Genomic DNA, 22,950 nt, shown 5'->3' with positions numbered 1-22,950 from the left:
CTTTTTAGTATGCTTTTTTTAATCTGTCGAGGTTGACTTTATTTTCACGATCCTTGATCGTTTCGCGTTTATCGTAATTTTTCTTTCCTTTGCACAAGGCAATATCCAGTTTTGCCAATCCTTTTTCATTGGTAAACAGGCGCAGCGGAATAATAGTTAATCCTTTGTTCTGTACGCTTTTCAAAAGTGATTTTAATTCTTTTTTATTCAGAAGTAGTTTTCTTTCACTTTTTGCTTTATGGTTGTAATGTGTTCCAAAGCTATATTCTTCAATATGCGTATTGATGGCAAATAATTCACCATTCTGAAATTCGCAAAAGCTATCGGCAATATTTGCTTTTCCTAAACGAATTGATTTGATTTCCGTTCCTGTCAAAACAATACCCGCAGTATATCTTTCGAGAATCTCGTACTCGTATTTCGCACGTTTATTAAGTATGTTTACTGTTTTTAGCATAGTACAAAAATACGCTATTTCCTATATTAAGCAATATTTTGTTATTTGTCTTTTTTCCAGATGGAATAAATAATGATGAGTCCTAAAAAGCCGCTTACAAGGAATCCTAATAATCCTAAAACGGAATTGCCAAACAACAATGGTGGTATATGGGCCATAAGCAGTATAGAAGAACCTATGGAAAGTGCTGCAATGATAATGGCATACGTTAGTCGGTTGGCTACATTCTGCAAGGTTTTACGGATATCTTCCAGACCTTTTACTTCATGATTAATCAGTAATTTATCATCTTTTATTTTTTCAAAAAGCCGATTGGTTTCTTCGGGAAGCTCCTGCAAAGTATCTGCTATCAACCGAATGTTTTTAAACGCTTTTTGAGCTACTTTATCCGGAGAAAATCTCTTTCCTGCTGTTTTTATTATGTAAGGCTGAATGCTGTCACTGATGTTCAGTTCGGGATTCAGCTGTTTACCTATACCTTCAATCAGCGTAATACCGCGCATCAAAAGATAAATATATTCCGGCATGAGTACATTATTATTGGCAAGAATGGACTTTAATCGGTTTAGGATTGCTCCGGCATTGATTTCTTTCAATGAAGAACTGTTCAGATGGGTAAAAATTTCATGAATATCTCTTTCAAGCGCTTTTTCATCTTTTATATTATAAGAGATGGCTAATTTTTTTACATTTTTAATAATGCGTCTGGCATCTTTCAATAAAAAATTGATGATAAGATTTTCAAGTTCTTCTTTTTCAGACACCATCATCTGACCTACGGAGCCAAAGTCTATAAATACAATTTGTTTGTTTTCGAGTAATAAGATATTTCCGGGATGCGGATCAGCATGAAAAAAACCGTCTTCCAGAATTTGTTTGAGATAAGCATTGAGTCCTATTTGGGCAATTTCATCCGGATTCCAGCCCAAAGAAAGAATTTTTTGTTTGTCATTGATCTTAAAACCATCGATGAACTCCATACACAAAAGGCGATCATTCGAATATTCTTTATATGTTTTCGGAACAGTTACCTGCTGGCTTTGTGAAAAATTTCTGCGAAACTGCTCAATATTCTGAAATTCATTTTTGAACGAAAGTTCTTTGAGAATGGCATTTTCAAAAGAGGAAATGATTTGTAGCAAATTCATTTTTTTGGCTGCCTCATAATAATTCTCAAGCAGTTGTGCCAGATCTTTCATGATAAGCAGATCAGAATGGATTACAGTATCGATACCACTTCTTTTTACTTTAATTACGACCTCTTGGCCATTGAGAAGCTTTCCCTTATAAACCTGAGAAATAGAGGCAGAGGCAATTGGCTGTAGATCGATATATTCAAAATGATCGCTGACCTGTATAGAAAGTTCTTCTTCAATTTTTTGTATCAGATCCATCTTTTCAGCCGGTACCTTGTCCTGTAACTTTTCGAGTTCTGTCAAAAGTTCTTTAGGAATCAGATCTTCACGGTTGCTGAATGTCTGACCGAATTTGATATAGGTAGGACCAAGTTCTTCCAATACCAGACGTATCCGTTCGTAAATACTTAATTGAAAAATCTGCTCTCCGCGTTTGCTCTTTACGAAACCGTCCGGAAGGTATTTTTCGCTGGCAATTCTGGAAATAACATCATCAAATCCGTATTTCCACAAAATACTAAAAATGTTACCGAGCCTTTTTATTTTTCTGATATGATTCATTGTGTTCGTTTAAAAGGATAAAAAAAGTAGTAAGTTTCTTACTACTTTTTTATTCTTTATTCTTCAACCGAAGGTTTAGAATTTTTAATTTTTACTTTCAGAAGCTGATTTTTAGGATCGAGATCCATTACAATGGTATCATTTTGGGCAACATTACCATTAATAATTTCTTCTGCTAAGGCATCCTCTACATATTTTTGAATTGCCCGTTTAAGTGGTCTCGCTCCATATTGTTTGTCAAATCCCTTTTCAGCAATGAAATCAAGCGCTTTTTCTGTGAGCTTCAGATCGTATCCAAGATCTTTTACACGTTTATATACTTTCTCGATTTCAATATTGATGATTTCATGTATATGCTCTTTTTCTAAAGCGTTAAATACAATTACATCATCTATACGGTTAAGAAATTCAGGGGCAAATGCTTTTTTCAAGGCATTCTCGATTACAGATTTAGCATTGTCATCGATTTGATCCTGTTTTGCTTTTGTACCAAAACCAACTCCCTGACCGAAATCTTTTAATTGACGAGCTCCTACATTTGATGTCATTACAATAATGGTATTTCGGAAATCAATTTTACGACCTAAGCTGTCTGTAAGATGTCCGTCATCTAATACCTGCAATAACATATTAAATACATCCGGATGGGCTTTTTCAATCTCATCTAACAAGATCACAGAATACGGTTTTCTTCTTACTTTTTCTGTCAATTGTCCGCCTTCTTCGTACCCGACATATCCCGGAGGTGCACCTACTAATCTTGAAATTGCAAATTTTTCCATGTATTCACTCATGTCAATACGGATGAGTGCGTCTTCGGAGTCAAAAATTTCTTTAGCAATTACTTTTGCTAATTGGGTTTTTCCGACACCTGTTTGTCCAAGGAAAATAAATGAACCAATAGGTTTATTCGGATCTTTGAGACCTGCTCTGTTTCTCTGGATGGATTTCGCAATTTTAGCAACAGCTTCTTCCTGACCGATTACATTGTTTTTGATAGCTGCAGGCAGTTGAGCTAATTTTTTACTTTCTGCCTGTGCGATTTTGTTAACCGGTATTCCGGTCATCATAGAAACCACATCTGCTACATTTTCTTCTGTAACGGTAATTTTATTGTTTTTTGCATCATCTTCCCAACGCTCCTGTGCAATAGCCAAATCTTTTTCGATTCGCTTTTCGTCATCTCTTAAAGAAGCAGCTTCTTCGTATTTCTGGCGTTTTACTGCATTTGATTTTTTTTCGCGTACTTCTTCCAGTTCTTTTTCAAGATCCAGTATATCCTGAGGTACATGAATGTTGGTAATGTGTACTCTTGAACCAGCCTCGTCTAAGGCATCAATTGCCTTGTCCGGTAAAAAGCGGTCAGACATATATCTGTTGGTGAGCTTTACACAGGCTTCAACAGCTTCAGGAGTGTAAATTACATTATGATGATCTTCATATTTTGCTTTGATGTTGTTTAAAATCGTAATAGTTTCATCTACAGAAGTAGGTTCTACAATTACTTTTTGAAAACGACGTTCCAAAGCTCCGTCTTTTTCAATATATTGACGGTATTCATCAAGTGTAGTTGCACCTACACATTGAATTTCGCCACGCGCTAACGCAGGTTTAAACATATTGGATGCATCAAGAGATCCTGTAGCGCCACCGGCACCTACAATGGTATGAATTTCATCGATAAAAAGAATGATATCAGTGTTTTTTTCTAATTCATTCATTACCGCTTTCATACGTTCTTCAAACTGTCCTCTGTATTTTGTTCCGGCTACAAGACTTGCGAGATCTAAAGTTACAACGCGCTTGTTAAACAGAATACGGGATACTTTTTTCTGAATGATACGCAGTGCAAGTCCTTCTGCAATAGCAGATTTACCCACTCCGGGTTCACCGATCAGCAGCGGATTATTTTTCTTTCTTCTGCTCAGAATTTGTGAAACACGTTCAATTTCTTTCTCACGTCCCACCACCGGATCTAATTTTCCCTGTTCTGCCAGTTCTGTTAAATCCCGTCCAAAATTATCAAGAACAGGTGTTCTTGAATTCTTTTTGGTTTTATTTCCCTGTGGTGTATTATAACCGTCTGACATATTGTCATCATTTCCTTCGTCATAAGCTTCATTTTTCGGATTGTTGTCACTTTCGCCCATCATTCCGTTGTTGCCTATGATAGCAGTAAACTGTTCTTTGCAGATTTCATAGTCAATACGCGACCTGTTTAGAAGTATCGTTGTAGGATCTTCCGTATTTCTCAGGATAGACATCAGTATATGCCCAGTATTGATAACATCTGTTTTGTATAATTTCTTTTCTAAAAAGGCTCTTTTTAAAGCATTTTCAGCTTGCTTTGTAAGATGAATATTCTTTTTTTCTGCATTGAAAATCTTATTCGGATTTTCCGGAATCAGTGCTTCAAAGCGATTTCGTAAAAAATCCAAATCAATTTCCAAATTGTTTAATATAGTGATTGCCTCGCCCTGGTTTTCTCTGAGAATACCCAGCATTATATGTTCTGTACCTATATAATCGTGCCCTAATCGCAAAGCTTCATCTCTACTAAAAGTAATGACTTCTCTTACTCTTGGTGAAAAATTATCGTCCATTTTAATTTATTTAGGGTGAATACTTTTTTATAATATTATAGCAAATTTTATTCCTTAATTAAAAATGTCAGTTTTTAAATCTTTGAATATGTTACAAGACATTTGTAAAGATGATATAACGTATTATTGAATTTAAGAAAATATTATTTAATTACAGAATATTTGATTTAGAACTTTTCAAATAAGTTTTGATTTTTTTTCCCGGTTATCCGGAACGATTGGTTATCTCCCTGAAATAAAAAAGGTTTAGCAGTATTTACTAAACCTTTTTTATTTTTAAAATTTGAATCGTGCTCCTAATCCGAAATCAGGACCAAAATTGTTGTCTTTGTAATAATCGGTTAAATAAATTTCCGGGCGAAAGTCTACAAATACCTGTAGAGGTATGTTGAAATGATACTCAACTCCTATCTGTCCTGCAAGAGCCAGTATAGCACCACTTTTATCTCTATGATCATCGTTCCAGCTACCAACACTTGCACCAACACCTGCATACCAGTTAAACCCTCCCTCAATATTCCATAACCACTGATAGACTCCACTTAATTTAAAAGCATCTACATGTTTTGTCTGTTTCCAGCCCAAACCAAGTTCCAATCGGTTTTTATCAGATAGGAGACGTTGGTAATTGATTTCAGGACCTACTGTTTCATTAAGACTCAGTCTTAAACCAATAGCGTTCTGTGATACCGGTCTTTGTGCATTTGCCTGTAGCAATCCGGCTAATAAAATTCCTGTGGTAATGATTAATTTTTTCATATTCTTATTTTTACGTAAAAATACTAAATTGTATGTAATGCATAGGGTATTTTACTAAATAAAATGTGTTAAAATCCTACAAAGCAAAGGCATTAACTTCAACCGATTTGAGTAATATATTTATTCATAGCATTTTAGGGTTGATTTTAAATTGTTCTTTAAAATGCCGTCAAAATAATTATATTTGCCTGACAGATGAAAAGTTAAATTTATATAAGAATGAAATTACTTGAAGGAAAAACAGCCATAATTACAGGAGCAACCAGAGGTATCGGTAGAGGAGTAGCATTAGTCTTTGCTCAGCAAGGAGCAAATGTTGCTTTTACTTATAGTTCGTCTGAAGAAGCGGCAAAATCGCTTGAAGCAGAACTTACCGGATTAGGTGTTCAGGCAAAAGGATATAAATCAAATGCAGCAGATTTTAATGAAGCACAGCTTTTTGTTGATCAGGTATTGGAAACGTTCGGTAATATCGATATTCTGATAAATAATGCCGGAATAACTAAAGATAATCTCTTAATGCGTTTGTCAGAAGATGATTTTGATACCGTAATTGATGTTAATTTGAAATCGGTTTTTAACATGACAAAAGCGGTACAGAAAACTATGTTAAAAAACAGAAAAGGATCTATTATTAATATGAGTTCTGTTGTTGGGGTTAAAGGAAATGCAGGGCAGACCAATTATGCAGCTTCTAAAGCGGGTGTAATAGGATTTTCTAAATCAGTAGCTTTGGAATTAGGATCAAGAAATATCCGTTGTAATGTGATTGCGCCTGGGTTTATTGAAACCGAAATGACAGCAAAACTGGCAGAAGATGTTGTTAAAGGTTGGGCAAATGCGATCCCATTGAAAAGAGGAGGAACTCCTGAAGATGTAGCCAACGCCTGTGTGTTTTTAGCATCTGATTTATCTGCATATATCACTGGTCAGGTTTTAAATGTTGACGGTGGGATGCTGACTTAATATATAATCAAGGCTCTTTTAGAGCCTTTTTTAATCTTTAGTATTATGATGAATTTTCATACAAGAAAATGGGTAAAACCGGAAGATTTAAACTCTAATAATACCTTATTTGGTGGGCGCTTGTTAGCATGGATTGATGAAGAAGCTGCGCTATACAGCATCATACAGTTAGAAAATGCACATGTAGTTACCAAATACATGTCTGAAATTAACTTTATGAGCTCAGCAAGACAGGGCGATATTATAGAAATTGGTATTGAGGTAGTGAAATTTGGTACAACGTCTATTGTATTAAGAAGTGAAGTAAGAAATAAAATGACACATGAAATGATTCTTACTGTAAGCAATATTACTATGGTGAATCTCGATGAAAACGGCAAACCAAAGCCCCACCATAAGAAAGAGGTAGAATATGTTAAAAACAGAATCAACCTAAAGAAATAAACTATGAATGTACGAAAGTATTCAGGAGATCTGGTGCCTTTTAATCCGGATAGTTTACTGTATTCTCTTAAAAATTCAGGTGCAAATGAAAATGAATCACAGTCGATCTTTAAAGTCGTAGAAAGAGAAATGTTTGATGGTATTTCTACTAAAAAGTTATATGAAATTGCTTTTGCAGAATTAAAAAAACTCCGTCATTCTTTTGCTGCGCGTTATAGTCTTAAAAATGCAATAAAAGCGTTGGGACCTGAGGGATATTATTTTGAAAAATGGATGGCTAAGATATTGCAAACGCAGGGTTATGATGCTATTACCAGTCAAACGTTGCAGGGAAGTGCTGTAACTCATGAAATAGATGTGCTGGCTTCGCGCAAAAGTGAGTTGCTGATTTGTGAATGCAAGTTCAGGAACGATCTGGATGCCAAAATCAGTGTCACAACTCCTATGTATTTTCTATCCCGATTTAATGATCTGAAAGAACATACCTTTGATTTTTTTGGTAAAAAATTGCAACCTACAAAAGGTTTTCTTATTACCAATGCTTTTTTTACGATTGACAGTATTGCTTTTGCGGAGTATTATGATATTGAACTAATATCGTGGAACTACCCACCAAAGCGAAACATAAAATCATTAACAGATGATTTTACAATGTATCCTATCACTTGTCTTACTACACTGACAGATGAAGAAGAACGACTCCTTTTGGAGAAAAACTGCTTGTTGGTTAAAGAGATTGTCAGGAATCCTGTACTGCTGGATCATTTTAAATTTTCTGAAGAAAAGAAAATTCAGGTACTTGAAGAAGCCCGTGACTTATGCGGTGATCAGGAATAAAAAAAGACTGCCAAAGCAGTCTTTTTTCACTATTTTCTTAATATAGTAGAAATATCAGCCTGTGCTTTAGGCAAAATGGTAATGTCAGCGAGCTGTATATGTTCGGGTTGAGTTACAGTAAAGGCAATTGTAGAAGCAACATCTTCTGCTGTAAGCGGAGTGTATCCTTCATATACTTTAGCTGCACGTTCTTTATCTCCTTTAAACCGCACGAGCGAAAAATCAGTTTCTACGGCACCGGGTGCGATAGACGTAACTTTTATTCCAAGAGGTAAAAAGTCGAGACGCATTCCTTTTGTCAATGCTTCAACAGCCCATTTAGAGGCACAATAGGTAGTACCGTTCGCATATGCCTGTTTTCCTGCTATAGAAGAAATATTAATAATATGAGGATTAGCTGATTTCGTTAATTGTGGCAGACATGCTTTAGTTACAAATATAATCCCTTTCACATTGATATCAATCATATTTTCCAGATCTTCGAGGTCAGCATCCTGAAAACTTGCCAATCCGTGTGCATTCCCGGCATTGTTGATCAGTACATCAATAGTTCTAAAGGGTTCAGGTAGGTTTTCAAAAGCTTTGAATACTTCTTTTTTATCCGTTACGTCAAAGCTTGCAATATGTACTTCGGCGATTCCTTCTAATTCAGCCGCCAGAGTATGCAGCTTTTCAGTTCGTCTTCCACAGATGATTAACCGATTGTTTGGTGCCAATGCTTTTGCAGTAGCATATCCTATTCCGGAAGTAGCTCCGGTAATAACAATTGTTTTCATTTAATAAATGTAATTTTTAAAGTACTAAAGTACGGTTTGTTTCAGACCCTGCATTACACAAAGCCATAAATAATTAAAAAAAGAAGAGTCTTTGCGTCTGTTTACAGGTTTTATTTCTACAGCCATAACATCTCCTTTTGTATCGTTTCTGATGAACCAATTTCCTAATTTATTTAAAAATTTACGCTCACTCACACCGTCTTTTTTATACAGTGTCATTTTCAGATCATCAAACTGCATTCCGTATAATCCGGTTGCTGAATCGTTATTTCCTGTAAAGTTAAATTGCATTTTCTCAATAGTTCCTTTTGCCGTAGCATTCAGATAGGGTTTTAAAAACGGATTCATACCTTCTGCCGGAAAATGCTGTATTTCACCATTGATATTGAAGACATCATATTTATTGAGAATATTAAAACTCCAGTTGGCTTTTAAGTTTGATTTATTCATAAATACAGTATGCACATCAATGATGGTTTTAGGACCCGAAGTTTTATTATGACCGCTGTATATATTTTTTGCGGTAAGGTTAAAATTCGCAAATGAAATTTTACCCGGAGCTGTACTTGTCTGGCTGTCTTCTTCATAGACGATTTTTGAATTCACAATTTTTAAAACGCCTATTTCCAGACCAATATCCAATTGTCTCAGCTTTTTACTGTACAAGGTATTTTCTTTTGGGTTATTGGGTATCGATGCGTCACGGTATATATTGGCATCTACCTGATTAAGAATTACATTTTTAAATTTCAGAAAAAAGGTTTCAGTATTATCAAAACCGTATGAAAGCCCGTTGAGTTCGATTTTTCCTGAAGTTATATTGTATAAATCTTCTCCATATTTGAGTGCATTTGCATGTGCTCTTCTGGATACTTTAGGTTTCATCTGAATGTTTTTGATGACAGCATTATGATCTTTAATTGTAATTCCGTTTGTATATATATTATAATTTTTACCACTGTCAAAATGAACTTTTCCTGTAGATAGGTAAGGATTTTGGTAGGTAAACGGAATTTTTTGTTTTACCGTTTCATCATCTATTTTTATATCAAACAACGAAAGATTGAAGTCATTAACGGTCAGTGTATTTTTTGTTCCTGTTTTATCTTTAAGAATATAACGGGCATCTTTTACATTGAGCTTATTGATAACGATCAGATCGTTTAGCTGGCTTTTTTGACTGGTGTTATGATCTTTTTTTGCTTTATTCGGAAAGTGAATCAATTGAGGATTGATCAGGTTAAATTCTTCAATATAAAGGCGTTCTTCTACACGATTAGAGATTTTTTTAATGTTAATGTTTACATTATTGACATCTAAAACGTTTAGTGAATTAAAGGATGATCGCTTGATGTTTATCTCTTCTACATCTACCCTGAACGGAATCAAGGGTTGGATTACTTTTTCGGCATCTTTTTTTGCCTGTTGAAAAACCGTTTGTTTTTTCTGATCCAGTATGTTAAAATTGATGGAGTCAATATTGATCTGACCTATACTTAAATAAAAATCGTTATTTTGATCATATCCCCAGTCGGTTTTTTTTAGATTTACCAAAGGCACCTGCAGATTTAAACGCGTATTGGATTCTGTTTCCGTATTTTTGAACTGACTTGAAGTTATGGCAGGATAAATACGGAAATTATTCATATCAAAATTCTCCTTATCAATTGCAATTGCTCCTGATTTTATGTACTGAAAATCGTTCATTTTACTGTAAACGGAATCAATCTTGAAATGATAATTTTCATAGGTAAAAGGGATATCCTTTTTTTGTGTATATTTTCCCATATGTACTCCGTCAACTTCTACATTCATATTGTGAAGCTGATTGAGAAGGGTATCACCTCCTGAAGTCATGATTTTGAGATTAGCTCTTCTCACCGCAATTTTGTCAATGTCAACAGAAGAAGCTAAAGTAGATTCTGTCTTTAGAGTATCTCTTTGTGCCGGTTTTAAGACGGTAATATCTGCATCATCCACATAAATGGTAAATGCTTTGAGGTTTTTATGTTTAATGAGTTCAATAAAATTAACGCCTGTAACACTTATCTTTCCCACTTTTCCATAGAAGTCAATATCTTTTCGGATGTTGGCATTTTTTTTAGGGGTCACCTTTATATTTTCTACGGACAGACTGTTGTCAAATATAGAAAAACTCAAATCTTCATAAACGAAATCGTAGGCAGAGTCATTTTTTTCTTCTATAATCTTCGGCAGTTTGATTTTGATAAGATAATTGATACCAAAGTTACCAATCAATCCTAAACCAAGAAGAGACATGAGTACAATACCGATTATTTTAAACGGTTTATTTACTTTCATTCGGGTAGCTATTTTATATAAATATAACTAATTTCCCTAAAAAAAGCTCTGATATTATCAGAGCTTTTTAAATTATTTTTTGGTTCTCATTTTTGAACGTTCTTTTTTGTTTTGTTCAAATTTTTTATACTGTTCTTCATTCAGAATGTTTTTTAATTCAGCATTCATCTTTTCACGTTTTGCCATCATTTCTTCTTTCGAAGGTTTGGCTTCATCCTTCTTAGCAATCGCAGCTTTTCTTTCTGCTTTTTTATTTTTGTATAATTGCAGTACTTTTTGTTCCTGTTCTTTTGAAAGATTTAAATCTTTAAAGCGTTCCAGTACTTTTTGTTCCTGATCTGCTGATTGTTCTTTCTTTCCCTCCTGTGCGAATGCAGAAATTCCAATTGCTAATAATGCTATTGTCCATAACTTTTTCATGATCTTTTTATTTAACTGTTAGTAGAATAAAGGTAGCAAACTTCATTCCTATAAAGAAATAAAGAGTTATAATTGAGGTGTATAAGTTAATTTTGTAGGTAAAAAAAAAGCGAGACTTTTGCAAGTCTCGCTATAACCAAAAAAAACACTTATGAAAAACTCAAATTATCACATTATAACTCCTTATGAAAGTTATTTTGTTTGTTGAGTATAACAAATCTACAATAATATTTTTAATCGCAAAGAAACTAAAAGTTAAAAAGAGGTGAAATATGTTAATTTATCGGTTAATTTATTTTTAGCTTTGTAAATACCTCATTTTTATACGTTTCTCCAATAGGAAATATTTTATTTTCAAGCTCTATTTGTTTGTTTTGTATCGCGCTGATGCAGGGTATAGATACAATATAGGAGCGGTGAATTCTCAAAAAATATTTTTCAGGAAGTTTTTCCATGACGGACTTCATAGACATTCTTGCAACAATTTTAGGTTTGTTGACCAGATAGATTTGTATATAATCATCCAGACCTTCTATATAGAGAATATCTTTAAAATCAATTTTGTTGAGTTTATAGTCAGCTCTGATCAGCAAATGGTCCTGCTGGCTTGTATTGGTTTTATATTTATATTGTTGTACTGCTTTTTCTACAGCTTTTTCAAAGCGCGAAAATCCAATAGGTTTCATGATGTAGTCTATCGCATTTACGTTGAAACCTTCTACAGCATAGGTATCATAAGCTGTTGTAAAAATAACCAGCAGGTCTTTATTAAGGTTCTTATAAAAATCAATTCCGCTATTTTGAGGCATCTGTATATCAAGAAAAAGCAAATCAACAGGAAACTTATTTATGTATTTAATAGCTTCAGTCTGATTGGTAAATGTTTTTTCCAGAGATATACTTTCTATTTTGGAACAATGGTGCTCAATTATTTTTAATGCCAGAGGTTCATCGTCTATCGCTATTGCTTTTATCACTATAAATCTATTTTTAAGGTTACTTTATAGTCATTATCAGTATCAGAAATTGTAAGTTCATGTTTGTCGGGATAATTGTATTGAAGCCTTTTTAACGTGTTATCCAAACCTTTTTCGCTTTTTTCTGATGGAAAAATTTCTACGGATTTACTATTCTCTACTATTAAATATAAAACTTTTTTTTCAATATTAATTTTGATATGAATGTAGCAGTTTTTATCGGGATTGAGTCCGTGTTTAAATGCATTTTCAATGAAAGGGATGAGTAGCAGAGGAGCTATTTTCTGTTGATCTATAGTACCTGTAATGGTAAAACTAAAAACGGTATCTTCTACCATTCTCAGTTTTTGAAGGTCGATATAGTCTTTTACGTATTCTATTTCATCTTTAAGCAGCACCATTTCTTTAGAGCTTTCCGTTACAATATACCGCATAATGGTAGATAGTTTTAAGATTGCTTCCGGAGCTTCATCTGATTTTTCCAAGGTTAAGGCATATAAGCTATTAAGAGTGTTAAATAAGAAATGTGGATTGATTTGGGCTTTGAGATAGGAAACTTCAGATTTTAATTTTTCACTTTCCATTTCGTTCATTTGTAAATTCAACCTTAATAAAAAGGAAATAAAAATACAGATAATGAACTGATACAGTGTTTTATCAAAAAAGAGTCGTTGCCAGAAATTGGGTTCAAATCTTCTCTGAGTTCTGTCTGGTCCTAAAGCTTTGAAAGATTCTCTTATCATTTCTTCATTGAAGATGAGATGGGGAATTTTTAGGATTAAAACAAAACAGACGATGATTAAAACGATATAGAGAATATATTTTTTAGAAAAGTACAGTTTAGGAATTAAATAAAAGTAATTCAGATAAAAAAACAAAACAACCAAAATCGTCCCTAAAAAGCGTTTCTGAAATTTTAGTGAATAGAATAGGGAAGTGGACTCATTAAATTCAGGAGAACCAATAATAGGAATACAGATCAGAATGATGGAAACTAATATGATTAAAGCATATTGTCTTACTTTGATGTTCATTTTAAGAAATTTATATAAAAATAAGGGAATTGTTTCCAAGCGGAAAAAAATAGAGGTAAACTGAGGAATACTATGGAGGAAAATAAAAGACCGGTTTATAAACCGGCCTTTAATCCTTATTTTTTTATCAAACCTAACTCAATGAGTCGCTCAGTGAGAAATTCACCGGCTGTGATATCGTCATAAAGTTTGGGATGCTCCTTATCAATACAATTTTCCAATACATTTAACGGCATTTCGCTGATCGGATGCATAAAAAAAGGTATCGAGTATCGGGATGCTCCCCACAGTTCTCTTGGCGGATTGACAACCTGATGAATAGTGGACTTCAATTTATTGTTGGAGTGTCTTGATAGCATATCTCCTACATTGATTACCAATTCATCATCTTCTGCGATAGCATCGATCCATTCTCCCTGATGGTTCTGTACCTGTAAGCCTTTTCCCTGAGCTCCCATCAAGAGGGTAATAAGGTTAATATCTCCATGAGCGGCTGCACGGATAGCATCTTTCGGCTCTTCTGTAATAGGCGGATAGTGTATGGGTCTTAAAATTGAATTACCGTTTTTGACATACGGATCAAAATAAAACTCGTCTAAGCCCAAATAAATAGCCAAAGCTCTCAAAACATACACTCCGGTCTTTTCAAGCATTTGGTAGGTTTCTTTTCCAACTTTATTGAATTCCGGTAATTCTTCTACCATAACATTTTTTGGATATTCAGCTTCCAGTTTCGGATTGTTTTCCACATACTGACCAAAATGCCAGAATTCTTTTAAATCTCCTGTTTTTCTTCCTTTTGCTGATTCTTTGCCAAAAGAAACATAGCCTCTTTGACCTCCAATACCCGGAATTTCGTATTTTTCTTTGGTCTGCAGCGGCAAACTGAAGAAATTACGAACCTCTTTGTACAGATTTTCTACTAAAGTCTCATTTAAAAAATGTCCTTTTAATGCTACGAAGCCAATATCTTCGTATGCTTTTCCGATTTCATTTACAAATTTTTGTTTACGTACCGGGTCGTCCGATAGGAAATCACGCAAGTCTACACTGGGAATGTTTTGCATATTCTTTGCTTTAATAAAAAGTAGCACTAAATTACAGTTTTTTGACAGAAAAAGGCATTTTATTTAAAACAAAAAAACTTCCGCTTTAGAAGTGGAAGTCTTTAGAAAAATAACTGATTAATAATTATTTTTTTATGATTTTTGAAGCTCCTGAGCCTAAATCGGTTTGAATATTTAGGAAATACATACCTGCTGTGAGGTCTGTAATATCAATTTGGGTCTCTTGTACACCTTTCATATCAAGATTTTTAATTATTCTTCCATTTACATCTGTAATCTGAATGGAGTTTATAGCAGCATTATTCTTACCGATTATATTGACAATTCCATTGGTTGGATTAGGATAGATGGAAAAATTATTCACTAAGAAGTTATCTGTTGACAAAGTTGTAGCCGTAACTTTATAATCATCTATCAACAATGCAAACTGGTCGTTTGATATACAATTAATTGACAGATATACAGCTTGTCCGGCATAGGCGTCTAAATTATAAGTATATTGTGTCCATGTTGCCGTAGTTTGAACATATTCACCTGTTGAAATAACAGTAAAATCTCCTACTGCTGTTCCTGTGGTCGAAACTCCTACTTTGAATCTTTCATTCGGGTAATTCGATGCCGCTGATTTTGCCCAGAATGTCAAGGTATTTCCTGAACCTCCAAGCTGTAGTTGTGGAGAAATCAACCAATCATTATTGGGTCCCTTTTTTGGTAATTGAGGATTGACTAATGCATTAAAACAGGCAATGACTTTATTACCGGTTTTTGCTGCCCATGCATCATCTACAGCAGGATTTGTAGCACTTTTATTAAAAATGATAAAAGAACCTGTATAACCTGAATTTTGATACTGTACAGGGGTTGTGTTTGGCGGAGTTCCTACCTCAATTCCATAAGTTGGTGCCTCATCAACATCTATCTGTTTCCACGAACCGATATTGGTAATAATAAAATTGTCATACAATTCAAATCCATCTTCAAAGATTGTGACTTGAGCACTTAATCCCATTGAAGATAAAAACAAAAAAGAAAATAACATTTTTTTCATAATATATAAATTTAAAATTAGATAAATTCACTTTAAACTTAAGTGAGAAGTATTATTGAATAGATTTATAATAATTAACATTCTAAAATGCTGATCATTTATTTGTTCAATTACTACAACCTAAACGATACTATAATTTCTACTGAGGTATGAATTAATGTATCCGTTGTTATTGTAATAATGACTCTCTGTGGTTTATTTTTTCTGTTGAATGTTTCCAGTTTCTGATACTCATGATAAAAACGGATGCTACTCACCAAAAAAATACAGTCAGTTGACCATTATGTGAAGATTCTCGGTACTACTTCTTTTCCTGATTTAGCTATTAAATCTTCATCAGAAATAGTAATGATTGGGGTTAATTTTTGTTTTAAACTAAGCCACAACTGTACTTTAATCCTGTATTCCGTAATGAGCTTGGGCTTGTTTTGTAAGTGAAGTCGTCTTTTTATATACAGGAGACGACGGCTATTAAAAAGCCAGTCAATGTGTAATCTTTTAGGGTACACTCTCCATTTGTACTCTCCGATTTATTCATCATAAGTTGGATTAGTATCAACTTATTTCAGGACGGAATATATAAAACTATCTAAATGCTAACGTTCTGTTTTAAAGTCAAATAGATACCGTTAGCTTTTACCTATGCAATATATGAAAAATATTTATCTCACAACACAGATTTTATTTTTTTTTATAATAAAATAACAATGAAATATATTTTGTTAACATCTTTTTAATCAAAGAGTTATACGGTCTGTGTTTACTTTGATAAAGTAATGCTTAGTAGTATAGAAAGAGTATTTTTTGATTTATGTTTAAAATTATTCTATTGTTTTGTGATGAAGTACATTTTCAGCCTGAAGAATGTGTCGTACATTATGATAGATAACAATTCGGAAAGTGTCTCCTAATCTTAATTTTATCCATTTTGAGATAGAAACTGAGGTTTTTACTTTTGATAAATCCGTTTTGGCAGATGCTTCGAGGAGTTTTAGAATTTGTTTCTGCTGGTTTAGAAAAAGAGTTAAAACATTTTTATCCAATGAACAATTTAGCGGATTCATAGATGTAAAGGTTTTCATTTTGTTCTGCTTTTCTTTGGGCAGCATACTTTTTGCAAAATAGTTTCCTAACCAACTGCTGTCAAATGTTTTTGATTCAGTGTATGTTGATGTTGTAATCCGATTGCTGATTTCAGGAATATAAAATTTACCATATCTGTTTAAATGTTCTATACACTCTAAAACACTCCAGCTTTCCGGAGTTCGTCTTTCGGTTAGTTTATCAATTGGTAACTGTTGAAAGGCACTGACTTTCATTATGTTTTCCTGAGTTAGTTGTATCAGTTCTTCTCTTAATTGTTGTGCATTCATGTTTTTTATTGCAAATGTCATGATTTTAAAAATTGAAAAGATTGATTGAAATCAAGATCTTTTTAATCTGGAAAATGTTTCGGGTGACATTCTTAAATATGAAGCAATGTATTTACTCGGAATCTCCTGAAATAACTGAGGGCTTCTCAATAAAACCCTGTGATACCTTTTTTGTGGTGATGTGATGAGAATGTCTTTTTCACGTTCTATTTGTTGTAAAAGAAGTTGTTGTAACAGTAAGTCCCAAATTATTTTGAGTTCTTGGTTTTCATTGATGAGTTTTAAGTATCTTTCTTTAGAAATCACTTTCAACTGCGTCTTTTTGATTGCTTGAATATAAAATTCAGATGGCTCTCCTGTAATAAAACTATCCAAAGCAGTAATAAAATTGTTTTTATATCCAAAACGGATGATATGTTCTTCAGCCTCATCTATTATAGAAATTTTCAGACTGCCTGAAACGATATAGAAAAGATTGGTATCAATAGTTCCGGCAATTTTTAGATAAGCATTTCTTTCTATTGTGATGGTTTTATCCCAAAGTCCTTGCTCTTCTATGCGTTTATACAATTCATGAATCATGTTAGACACTTTTATATGAAATAAAATTAGAGAATATTTAATTTATAACCCTTTTGTGTTGTGAATATTTAATAAAATTTTTTGTCGGGATAAAATATTTGTTTTTTGGCATACTTTTAGACGTAAATATATTTGATATAATAAAGTTAGGTTTAAATTCACAATATCTAACTAAAAAAACATCTTACAATCAACATCAGATGATTTAGATATGTCTGATATCGATTTTGTAGAACCTGTTGTTACTGGTAAATATATTTTTGACCAGTTTTTATAGATATTTATACTTAAACAGTCATTCAACAGGAACAATTGATGTTAGTTTGACTTCTAAACGTATAAAACAATAAATTTCTTGAAAAGACTCCCTTTCAGAATTACCATATTGAAATGAGTATCAAATATTATGATATGTTTCCAACTTTTAAAAATATAATACAATGAAAAAAATGTTTATTATTCTATCTATGAATCTCTTACTGACAAGCTGCTCCCCAAACGATGATATTATACAGGAACAACACAATAGAGGTTTTATTGAAATGGAATACAATGGCGAAAAACTTTCTTTTGGAAAAAATGCCTACAATGGATGGGTGCTTAACAATCAAAAAGATACTATAGGACGTTTCTATACTGCAAGGATAACTAAAGACGCAAAAAACTTTTATGATGTAAAGCTTTTTGCTTATTTAAGCAAGGAGAATCAGTTAAACGGATTAGAAATGGAGTTTACACCAATGGTAAATGGTAAAGGTTGGACTTATCTGTATACAACGGAAGAAAAGCCAATGGTTTATAAAAATACCCAATTTGATGGAGTATTATTAAAGAGTGATTTTGAAGGATATCTGTTTTATCATCCAAAAGAAGATAAAAATCCTGTACATTTAATAAACGGAAAAATAAATATTCCTGTTAAAGGCTTAGGAATAGATTGGTCGCAATGGTAATTGGTCAAATTATTTATTCTTATTACAATTAATCTGTTCAATTATAAAGTAGACAATACAGCAGGTCTTGTCATTAGCTATCGGGATTAACGATTGAATGTGGAACACTTCAACAAATAATCATTCGCTGATTCCCGATTGCTTAACTTGTGGTTACTGAGGATTCTAAGGTAAAAACTTCCTAATTCCCATCAAAAATTATAAAATTACAGATCTGCCATCAGTTAAATGACTTTCGAAACTCCAAAGGTGAAATGTCCGTTTTGGCTTTAAACAATTTGCTGAAAGATTGTGAGTGTTCAAATCCTAATTCGTAAGCAATCTCACTTACAGAAAGTTCTGTAGTTGAAAGTTTTTCTTTCGCTTTTTCAATAAGCTTCTCGTGAATGTGTTGTTGCGTGGTTTGTCCGGTCAAAGATTTCAAGAGACTTCCTAAATAATTGGTTGAAATATTCAGAGATGCTGCGATGTAATTAGCAGTCGGTAAGCCCTTGTCAATCATATTACCATTGAAATAATCTTCCAGAATGTTTTCTAATTTATCCAATATATGATGATTGGTTTTCTTTCTGGTAATAAATTGTCGCTGATAAAATCGTTCACAGTAATTCAGAATTACTTCAATTTGGGAAATGATAATATTCTGAGTAAATTCATCAATTCCCGACTGATATTCTTTTTCTATTCCCTTAAAAAGTCCTATTAAAGTTTCCTCTTCTTTCTCGGAAAGGAACAGTGCTTCATTCACATCATAACCAAAAAAATTATAATTGTTAATGGTCTTTGCCAAAGGTGTATTCCAAATAAAGTCGGGATGAAATGCCAAAAGGTATCCGGAAGGCTTAATGCCCGATTTGTCTATAATCATCTTGACCAATTGTCTCGGTGCTATAAAGCACATCAGTCCTTCATCAAAATCATACTGACTTTGCCCGTAATGCAATTTTCCTTGCAGGTCACGCTTGAATCCCATAAAATACAACTCTTGCATCCAGCTGATTTCCGATTCTTCAATCTGATATTCTACCAAACTGTAATCCACCAGACTTATCAAAGGATGCTGAGGTTTTGGTAATCCGCAGATTTTGTGAAATTCAGAAATGGTATCAACAGTATATAATTTTCTGTTAGTCATAACTTTAAAATTAAAAGCAACAGCAGCAAACTGTTGCTTTTACAAATTTAGTAATCTGTAGAAATACTTAAGTTTTTATATTCCAAAATTTCATTTTTAAGTGCATCAAGTTTGTTTGCTGCAATCTCAAAGGCATCGGAACCTAAAACCAAATGTACAGGCGGGTTCTCCATTTCTGCCAATTCTATCAATGCCAATGCGCCTTTTTCCGGGTCTCCGGGCTGGTTTCCGTTGATGTGTTGTTCGTGTGCAGCCTGAAGCTGTCTCGCAGTTGTGTACGCATCAATTTGAGTTTTGGGAGTTCTAAGTGAGCCGCCGGTCAGGAAATCGGTTCTGAAATAACCGGGATATACAACCGTTGCATTCACACCAAATTCTTTTACTTCTGCTGCCAAAGCTTCGGTAAAACCTACTACGGCAAATTTCGTGGCACAATAAACACCCCAGCCTGCAAATTCTCCCGTCAATCCCCCGATAGAAGCAATGTTGATTATGAAACCACTTTTCTGTGCTCGGAGATAAGGCATTGTTTTTCTAATAATATTCAAAGAACCAAAAACATTGGTGTCAAAGTTCTTACGGCTTTCTTCATCTGTCAATTCTTCCAAAGTTCCTAATTGTCCGTAGCCTGCATTGTTCACAATAACATCTAATTTGCCAAATTTCTCCATCGATTTTGAAACGGCTGCTGCAACAGATTTTTCATTCAATAAATCTACTTCCAACGGCAGAAAATTTGAATTTTCTTCACTGATGACTTTCTCAAGTTCTGTAATATTTCTTGATGTTGCTGCAACAGAATAGCCTCCTGCCAATAACTTTTTCACTAAGTTCAAACCTAAACCTTTTGACGCTCCGGTCACGAACCATACTTTTTTTGTATTCATTTCTTATTGTTTTAATTAATTATTATTTACAATACAAAGTTGAGCAGGATTGAAATTGTTTGCGTGACCAAATCAATGATTTTTGTAGCCAAAACTAATATAGGTTAATTCTTAGGGTATTATTTTTCGTATAGCCTTGGTGTGGAATAATATGCAAATAGTTATAATACTGCTAATCCGGGTCAGTTCACTCTCATTACCCTCATTCATTCCAATTCAGGAGTTATATTTAGGGCTCCTAATGAGTGAATGTTTTATTTTTTGTATTTTAGAGGTATAAAAATAAGCTATATGAAAAGAAAATTTTTTTTAACGGGAGTTTTGCTGATGGGTAATCTTCTCCTTAATTCGTGCAGTAACGATGATTCTGTAGTAGGACCGGTCACTAACAATTATCTGGAGGTAAAAATTGACGGAACAGCTAAAACATTTTCAAACGTTAAGGGACGCTGGGTAGATGGAGGTGCATATCTGGAACTTACCGGAAACAACAACGGTACTGAATGGATTTCAATCACAGTACTATCTGAAACTAACCGGGTACCGGTTGGTATGTATACATTGGACGATGGAACTCCTTATACTATTTTATCAACTTATGGAACAGTTTCCGGAAATTCACAGCAGAATTTCACCGCTACAAAAGGAACAGCAGCACCGGAAGATGCATTTATGCTAAATATTGATAACATATCGTCTACGGCTACCTCTGGAACTTTTTCGGGTACGTTGGTTAAAGTAGAAGGTCTTACAACTTTAGGTACCGTTACGCTGACCGACGGAAAATTCAGTGCCGTAATCAGTCCTAATTAACTATTTATAGTTAAATCAGGTTTTAATTTTATAAATTTTTTGTCATCAAAAAGGTTGAAGTTTTTAAAATTTCAACCTTTCCTAATATAAACCATCATAGCATATGAACTTCAATATATCTTTGCTGTTAGCGTATGTATACTTCCGTATTTTAATTAAATAAATCTTTTTTGTGCAGGTTATCGATTGAGTTTTTTCTTGCATACTAATAAAAAAGTTAGTGAACAAATAACGGTTAGAGATCCATTATCATTTGCTTACCATAATCATACTTAAAGTGGCTCTTCATACACGATTCGTGCTATTCGCATGGTGCTGCCAAAATTTATAATATCCACCTACAGATAAAGTAAGATGTTTCCATGACGTATCGAAAACCTTACCCACAGAAACATGAAATAGATTTGCTACGATGTAAGATTAATGAATAAACAACATTAAAAAAGTAATAAATAAAAAACAGTAAACAACATCTGTAGCTTCTTATTACAGAGCTTTCAGATTTTTTTTAAGAAATAAAATTACATAAATATTTGATTTATAGTATTTTGATGTTACTGATATTGAGCAGTATTTTTTGTTTAGACCAATTGATTTATTTTTTGGCACACTTTTAGTTTAGCAGAGGAAAAATAAATTAACCCATTATGAAAAAAACATTCAACTACACTATTTTGGCTATAACATTAAGCCTGGCTTTTGCATCATGTACTTCTGACGACAGCTCTTCATCCGTTCCGATAGTTGTTATTGATCCTAATAATCCTAATAACCCAAACAACCCTACAAATCCGGAGAATCCTACAAATCCAGAAACTCCAACCAATAAATTACTTGGAAAGTGGAAGAAGGTTAGCATATCAGATGAGTCAGGAGCCAATCTTCAATTACATGACCATGAGTGTGCAACGGCTTTTGATTATATTCAGTTTTTTGGTGACGCAACATTTAAGGATATCAGTTACACTGATGGCTGTATTGCTGAGATTGACGAACAGGGTACTTACAATTTAAATGGTAACATTTTAAGTTTTTTAGTTACTGATGAAGGAAATACGAATACGGTTCAGGTGAAAGTGATTTCTGTGACGAATACGACTTTAAAAGTACTTGTTCAGGAGGTTGGTATCATTATGAATTTTGAATTGATATAATTAAACATTACTTACACTACTACTATTAAGCCCGTTATGTAAAATATAACGGGTTTTTTATTTGAAAAAGAATGTATGCAAAATAAACGGAATTAAATACCTGTAAGAAATAAAGTAAGTAAATACGTTTTTCAGATAGCAATAGTAAGAACTAAAAATAGTTGTGAATTGTTCCTGTTCTTATTTACTCACATAACATGGTATCAAATTCAAGATAGAGTTCTGATGTCCCGTCGTGATCAATTGTAATCCATCGGTAGTTTGTAAGTACATAAGCATTACCTCCGTCAATTTGTACCCATTCATCGATTCCCTGAGCTCCGTTTCTAAGATCACTTTTAAGCGTTAGTCCTACAGGAGCAACATAGTTTCGTCCTCTGACCAAATAGTAACATTCGTTATTTCTGACAGCTTCTTGAGCATCCTTTTGAGAAATCAATTTGGAACGGGTCAAAGTAGGTAATGTATTGTATACGTTGGCAGGTGACATAGAAGTAGCACAGGAATAAAATAAGAGTAGTCCTGTAATTACTAAATGTACTTTGATGAGCCTGTTTAGTTTTTTTGGAATTTTCATTTTATAAATAATTATATTAATGATTACAATTTGATATCGTCGAAGTACAATAAAAAAGGCAATATTTTT

Annotated in this window: 24 protein-coding genes; 6 read left to right on the top strand and 18 right to left on the bottom strand. The window is 33.5% G+C overall.

The window, feature by feature from the left end:
* Positions 1-4 precede the first annotated feature (4 nt).
* The 4 genes from smpB to QW060_RS09800 all read right to left on the bottom strand — a co-directional run bounded on the left by smpB (position 5) and on the right by QW060_RS09800 (position 5,516).
* Positions 5-457 carry an SsrA-binding protein SmpB gene (gene smpB / locus QW060_RS09815; protein ID WP_290363398.1) on the bottom strand — a complete coding sequence of 151 codons (453 nt, stop codon included), beginning with the start codon at positions 455-457 and terminating at the stop codon, positions 5-7.
* Between the two features lie 41 nt (positions 458-498).
* Positions 499-2,154, bottom strand: coding sequence for an ABC1 kinase family protein (locus QW060_RS09810; protein WP_290363397.1), 1,656 nt, complete (start codon positions 2,152-2,154; stop codon positions 499-501).
* Between the two features lie 56 nt (positions 2,155-2,210).
* On the bottom strand, positions 2,211-4,757 hold the full coding sequence (locus QW060_RS09805; RefSeq protein WP_290363396.1) for an ATP-dependent Clp protease ATP-binding subunit: 2,547 nt from the start codon (positions 4,755-4,757) through the stop codon (positions 2,211-2,213).
* A gap of 276 nt (positions 4,758-5,033) precedes the next feature.
* Entirely contained in the window at positions 5,034-5,516 is a 483-nt protein-coding gene (locus QW060_RS09800) for a hypothetical protein (protein ID WP_290363395.1), read from the bottom strand.
* A 219-nt stretch (positions 5,517-5,735) separates the two neighbouring features.
* On the opposite strand from QW060_RS09800, the gene fabG reads away from it, so the two are divergent.
* From fabG to QW060_RS09785, 3 genes are read left to right on the top strand one after another with little or no spacing between them, the layout of a single operon-like run.
* Positions 5,736-6,482 carry a 3-oxoacyl-[acyl-carrier-protein] reductase gene (gene fabG, locus QW060_RS09795; protein WP_290363394.1) on the top strand — a complete coding sequence of 249 codons (747 nt, stop codon included), beginning with the start codon at positions 5,736-5,738 and terminating at the stop codon, positions 6,480-6,482.
* Between the two features lie 48 nt (positions 6,483-6,530).
* Positions 6,531-6,926 carry an acyl-CoA thioesterase gene (locus QW060_RS09790; RefSeq protein WP_290364741.1) on the top strand — a complete coding sequence of 132 codons (396 nt, stop codon included), beginning with the start codon at positions 6,531-6,533 and terminating at the stop codon, positions 6,924-6,926.
* 3 nt (positions 6,927-6,929) lie between these two features.
* On the top strand, positions 6,930-7,763 hold the full coding sequence (locus tag QW060_RS09785; RefSeq protein ID WP_290363393.1) for a restriction endonuclease: 834 nt from the start codon (positions 6,930-6,932) through the stop codon (positions 7,761-7,763).
* A gap of 29 nt (positions 7,764-7,792) precedes the next feature.
* Here QW060_RS09785 and QW060_RS09780 read toward each other — a convergent pair whose 3' ends face one another.
* The 11 genes from QW060_RS09780 to QW060_RS09730 form a co-directional block, all read right to left on the bottom strand.
* Positions 7,793-8,539: an SDR family NAD(P)-dependent oxidoreductase gene (locus QW060_RS09780; RefSeq protein WP_290363392.1), complete on the bottom strand. Its 747-nt coding sequence runs from the start codon at positions 8,537-8,539 to the stop codon at positions 7,793-7,795.
* 24 nt (positions 8,540-8,563) lie between these two features.
* A complete protein-coding gene (locus tag QW060_RS09775; RefSeq protein ID WP_290363391.1) occupies positions 8,564-10,861 on the bottom strand; it encodes an AsmA family protein in 2,298 nt (765 codons plus the stop codon).
* 72 nt (positions 10,862-10,933) lie between these two features.
* Positions 10,934-11,281 (bottom strand): hypothetical protein, encoded by a 348-nt coding sequence (locus tag QW060_RS09770; RefSeq protein WP_290363390.1) that lies wholly within the window; start codon positions 11,279-11,281, stop codon positions 10,934-10,936.
* A 287-nt stretch (positions 11,282-11,568) separates the two neighbouring features.
* Positions 11,569-12,258, bottom strand: a complete 690-nt coding sequence (locus tag QW060_RS09765) for a LytR/AlgR family response regulator transcription factor (protein WP_290363389.1) — start codon at positions 12,256-12,258, stop codon at positions 11,569-11,571.
* Complete coding sequence (locus QW060_RS09760; protein ID WP_290363388.1) at positions 12,258-13,292, bottom strand: sensor histidine kinase; 1,035 nt, start codon at positions 13,290-13,292, stop codon at positions 12,258-12,260. The genes QW060_RS09765 and QW060_RS09760 overlap by 1 nt, the downstream gene beginning before the upstream one ends.
* Before the next feature lie 116 nt (positions 13,293-13,408).
* Entirely contained in the window at positions 13,409-14,359 is a 951-nt protein-coding gene (locus tag QW060_RS09755) for an isopenicillin N synthase family dioxygenase (protein ID WP_290363387.1), read from the bottom strand.
* Positions 14,360-14,483: 124 nt separating this feature from the next.
* A complete protein-coding gene (locus QW060_RS09750) occupies positions 14,484-15,407 on the bottom strand; it encodes a T9SS-dependent choice-of-anchor J family protein (RefSeq protein WP_290363386.1) in 924 nt (307 codons plus the stop codon).
* Positions 15,408-15,520: 113 nt separating this feature from the next.
* Complete coding sequence (locus QW060_RS09745; protein ID WP_290363385.1) at positions 15,521-15,667, bottom strand: hypothetical protein; 147 nt, start codon at positions 15,665-15,667, stop codon at positions 15,521-15,523.
* A gap of 21 nt (positions 15,668-15,688) precedes the next feature.
* Positions 15,689-15,916 carry a hypothetical protein gene (locus QW060_RS09740; RefSeq protein ID WP_290363384.1) on the bottom strand — a complete coding sequence of 76 codons (228 nt, stop codon included), beginning with the start codon at positions 15,914-15,916 and terminating at the stop codon, positions 15,689-15,691.
* A 312-nt stretch (positions 15,917-16,228) separates the two neighbouring features.
* A complete protein-coding gene (locus QW060_RS09735) occupies positions 16,229-16,801 on the bottom strand; it encodes a DinB family protein (RefSeq protein WP_290363383.1) in 573 nt (190 codons plus the stop codon).
* 30 nt (positions 16,802-16,831) lie between these two features.
* Positions 16,832-17,362 (bottom strand): Crp/Fnr family transcriptional regulator, encoded by a 531-nt coding sequence (locus QW060_RS09730; protein WP_290363382.1) that lies wholly within the window; start codon positions 17,360-17,362, stop codon positions 16,832-16,834.
* Between the two features lie 440 nt (positions 17,363-17,802).
* Here QW060_RS09730 and QW060_RS09725 point away from each other — a divergent pair, with 440 nt between their 5' ends.
* Positions 17,803-18,315: a hypothetical protein gene (locus tag QW060_RS09725; RefSeq protein WP_290363381.1), complete on the top strand. Its 513-nt coding sequence runs from the start codon at positions 17,803-17,805 to the stop codon at positions 18,313-18,315.
* Positions 18,316-18,535: 220 nt separating this feature from the next.
* Here the strand turns inward: QW060_RS09725 and QW060_RS09720 are convergent, their stop codons facing one another.
* Together QW060_RS09720 and QW060_RS09715 are read right to left on the bottom strand one after the other, a co-directional pair.
* The gene (locus QW060_RS09720) at positions 18,536-19,450 is read right to left on the bottom strand and encodes a helix-turn-helix domain-containing protein (RefSeq protein WP_290363380.1); all 915 of its coding nucleotides are present in this window, start codon (positions 19,448-19,450) and stop codon (positions 18,536-18,538) included.
* 47 nt (positions 19,451-19,497) lie between these two features.
* On the bottom strand, positions 19,498-20,337 hold the full coding sequence (locus QW060_RS09715; RefSeq protein WP_290363379.1) for an SDR family NAD(P)-dependent oxidoreductase: 840 nt from the start codon (positions 20,335-20,337) through the stop codon (positions 19,498-19,500).
* 291 nt (positions 20,338-20,628) lie between these two features.
* On the opposite strand from QW060_RS09715, the gene QW060_RS09710 reads away from it, so the two are divergent.
* A complete protein-coding gene (locus QW060_RS09710) occupies positions 20,629-21,150 on the top strand; it encodes a hypothetical protein (RefSeq protein ID WP_290363378.1) in 522 nt (173 codons plus the stop codon).
* Positions 21,151-21,797: 647 nt separating this feature from the next.
* Complete coding sequence (locus QW060_RS09705) at positions 21,798-22,304, top strand: lipocalin family protein (RefSeq protein WP_290363377.1); 507 nt, start codon at positions 21,798-21,800, stop codon at positions 22,302-22,304.
* A 184-nt stretch (positions 22,305-22,488) separates the two neighbouring features.
* Here the strand turns inward: QW060_RS09705 and QW060_RS09700 are convergent, their stop codons facing one another.
* Positions 22,489-22,881 carry a hypothetical protein gene (locus tag QW060_RS09700; protein ID WP_290363376.1) on the bottom strand — a complete coding sequence of 131 codons (393 nt, stop codon included), beginning with the start codon at positions 22,879-22,881 and terminating at the stop codon, positions 22,489-22,491.
* Positions 22,882-22,950: the final 69 nt, after the last annotated feature.

The organism is Paenimyroides ceti (genome assembly GCF_030409925.1).
The sequence above is the reverse complement of the archived record's forward strand: the minus strand, read 5'-3'. Positions and strand labels throughout refer to the sequence as shown.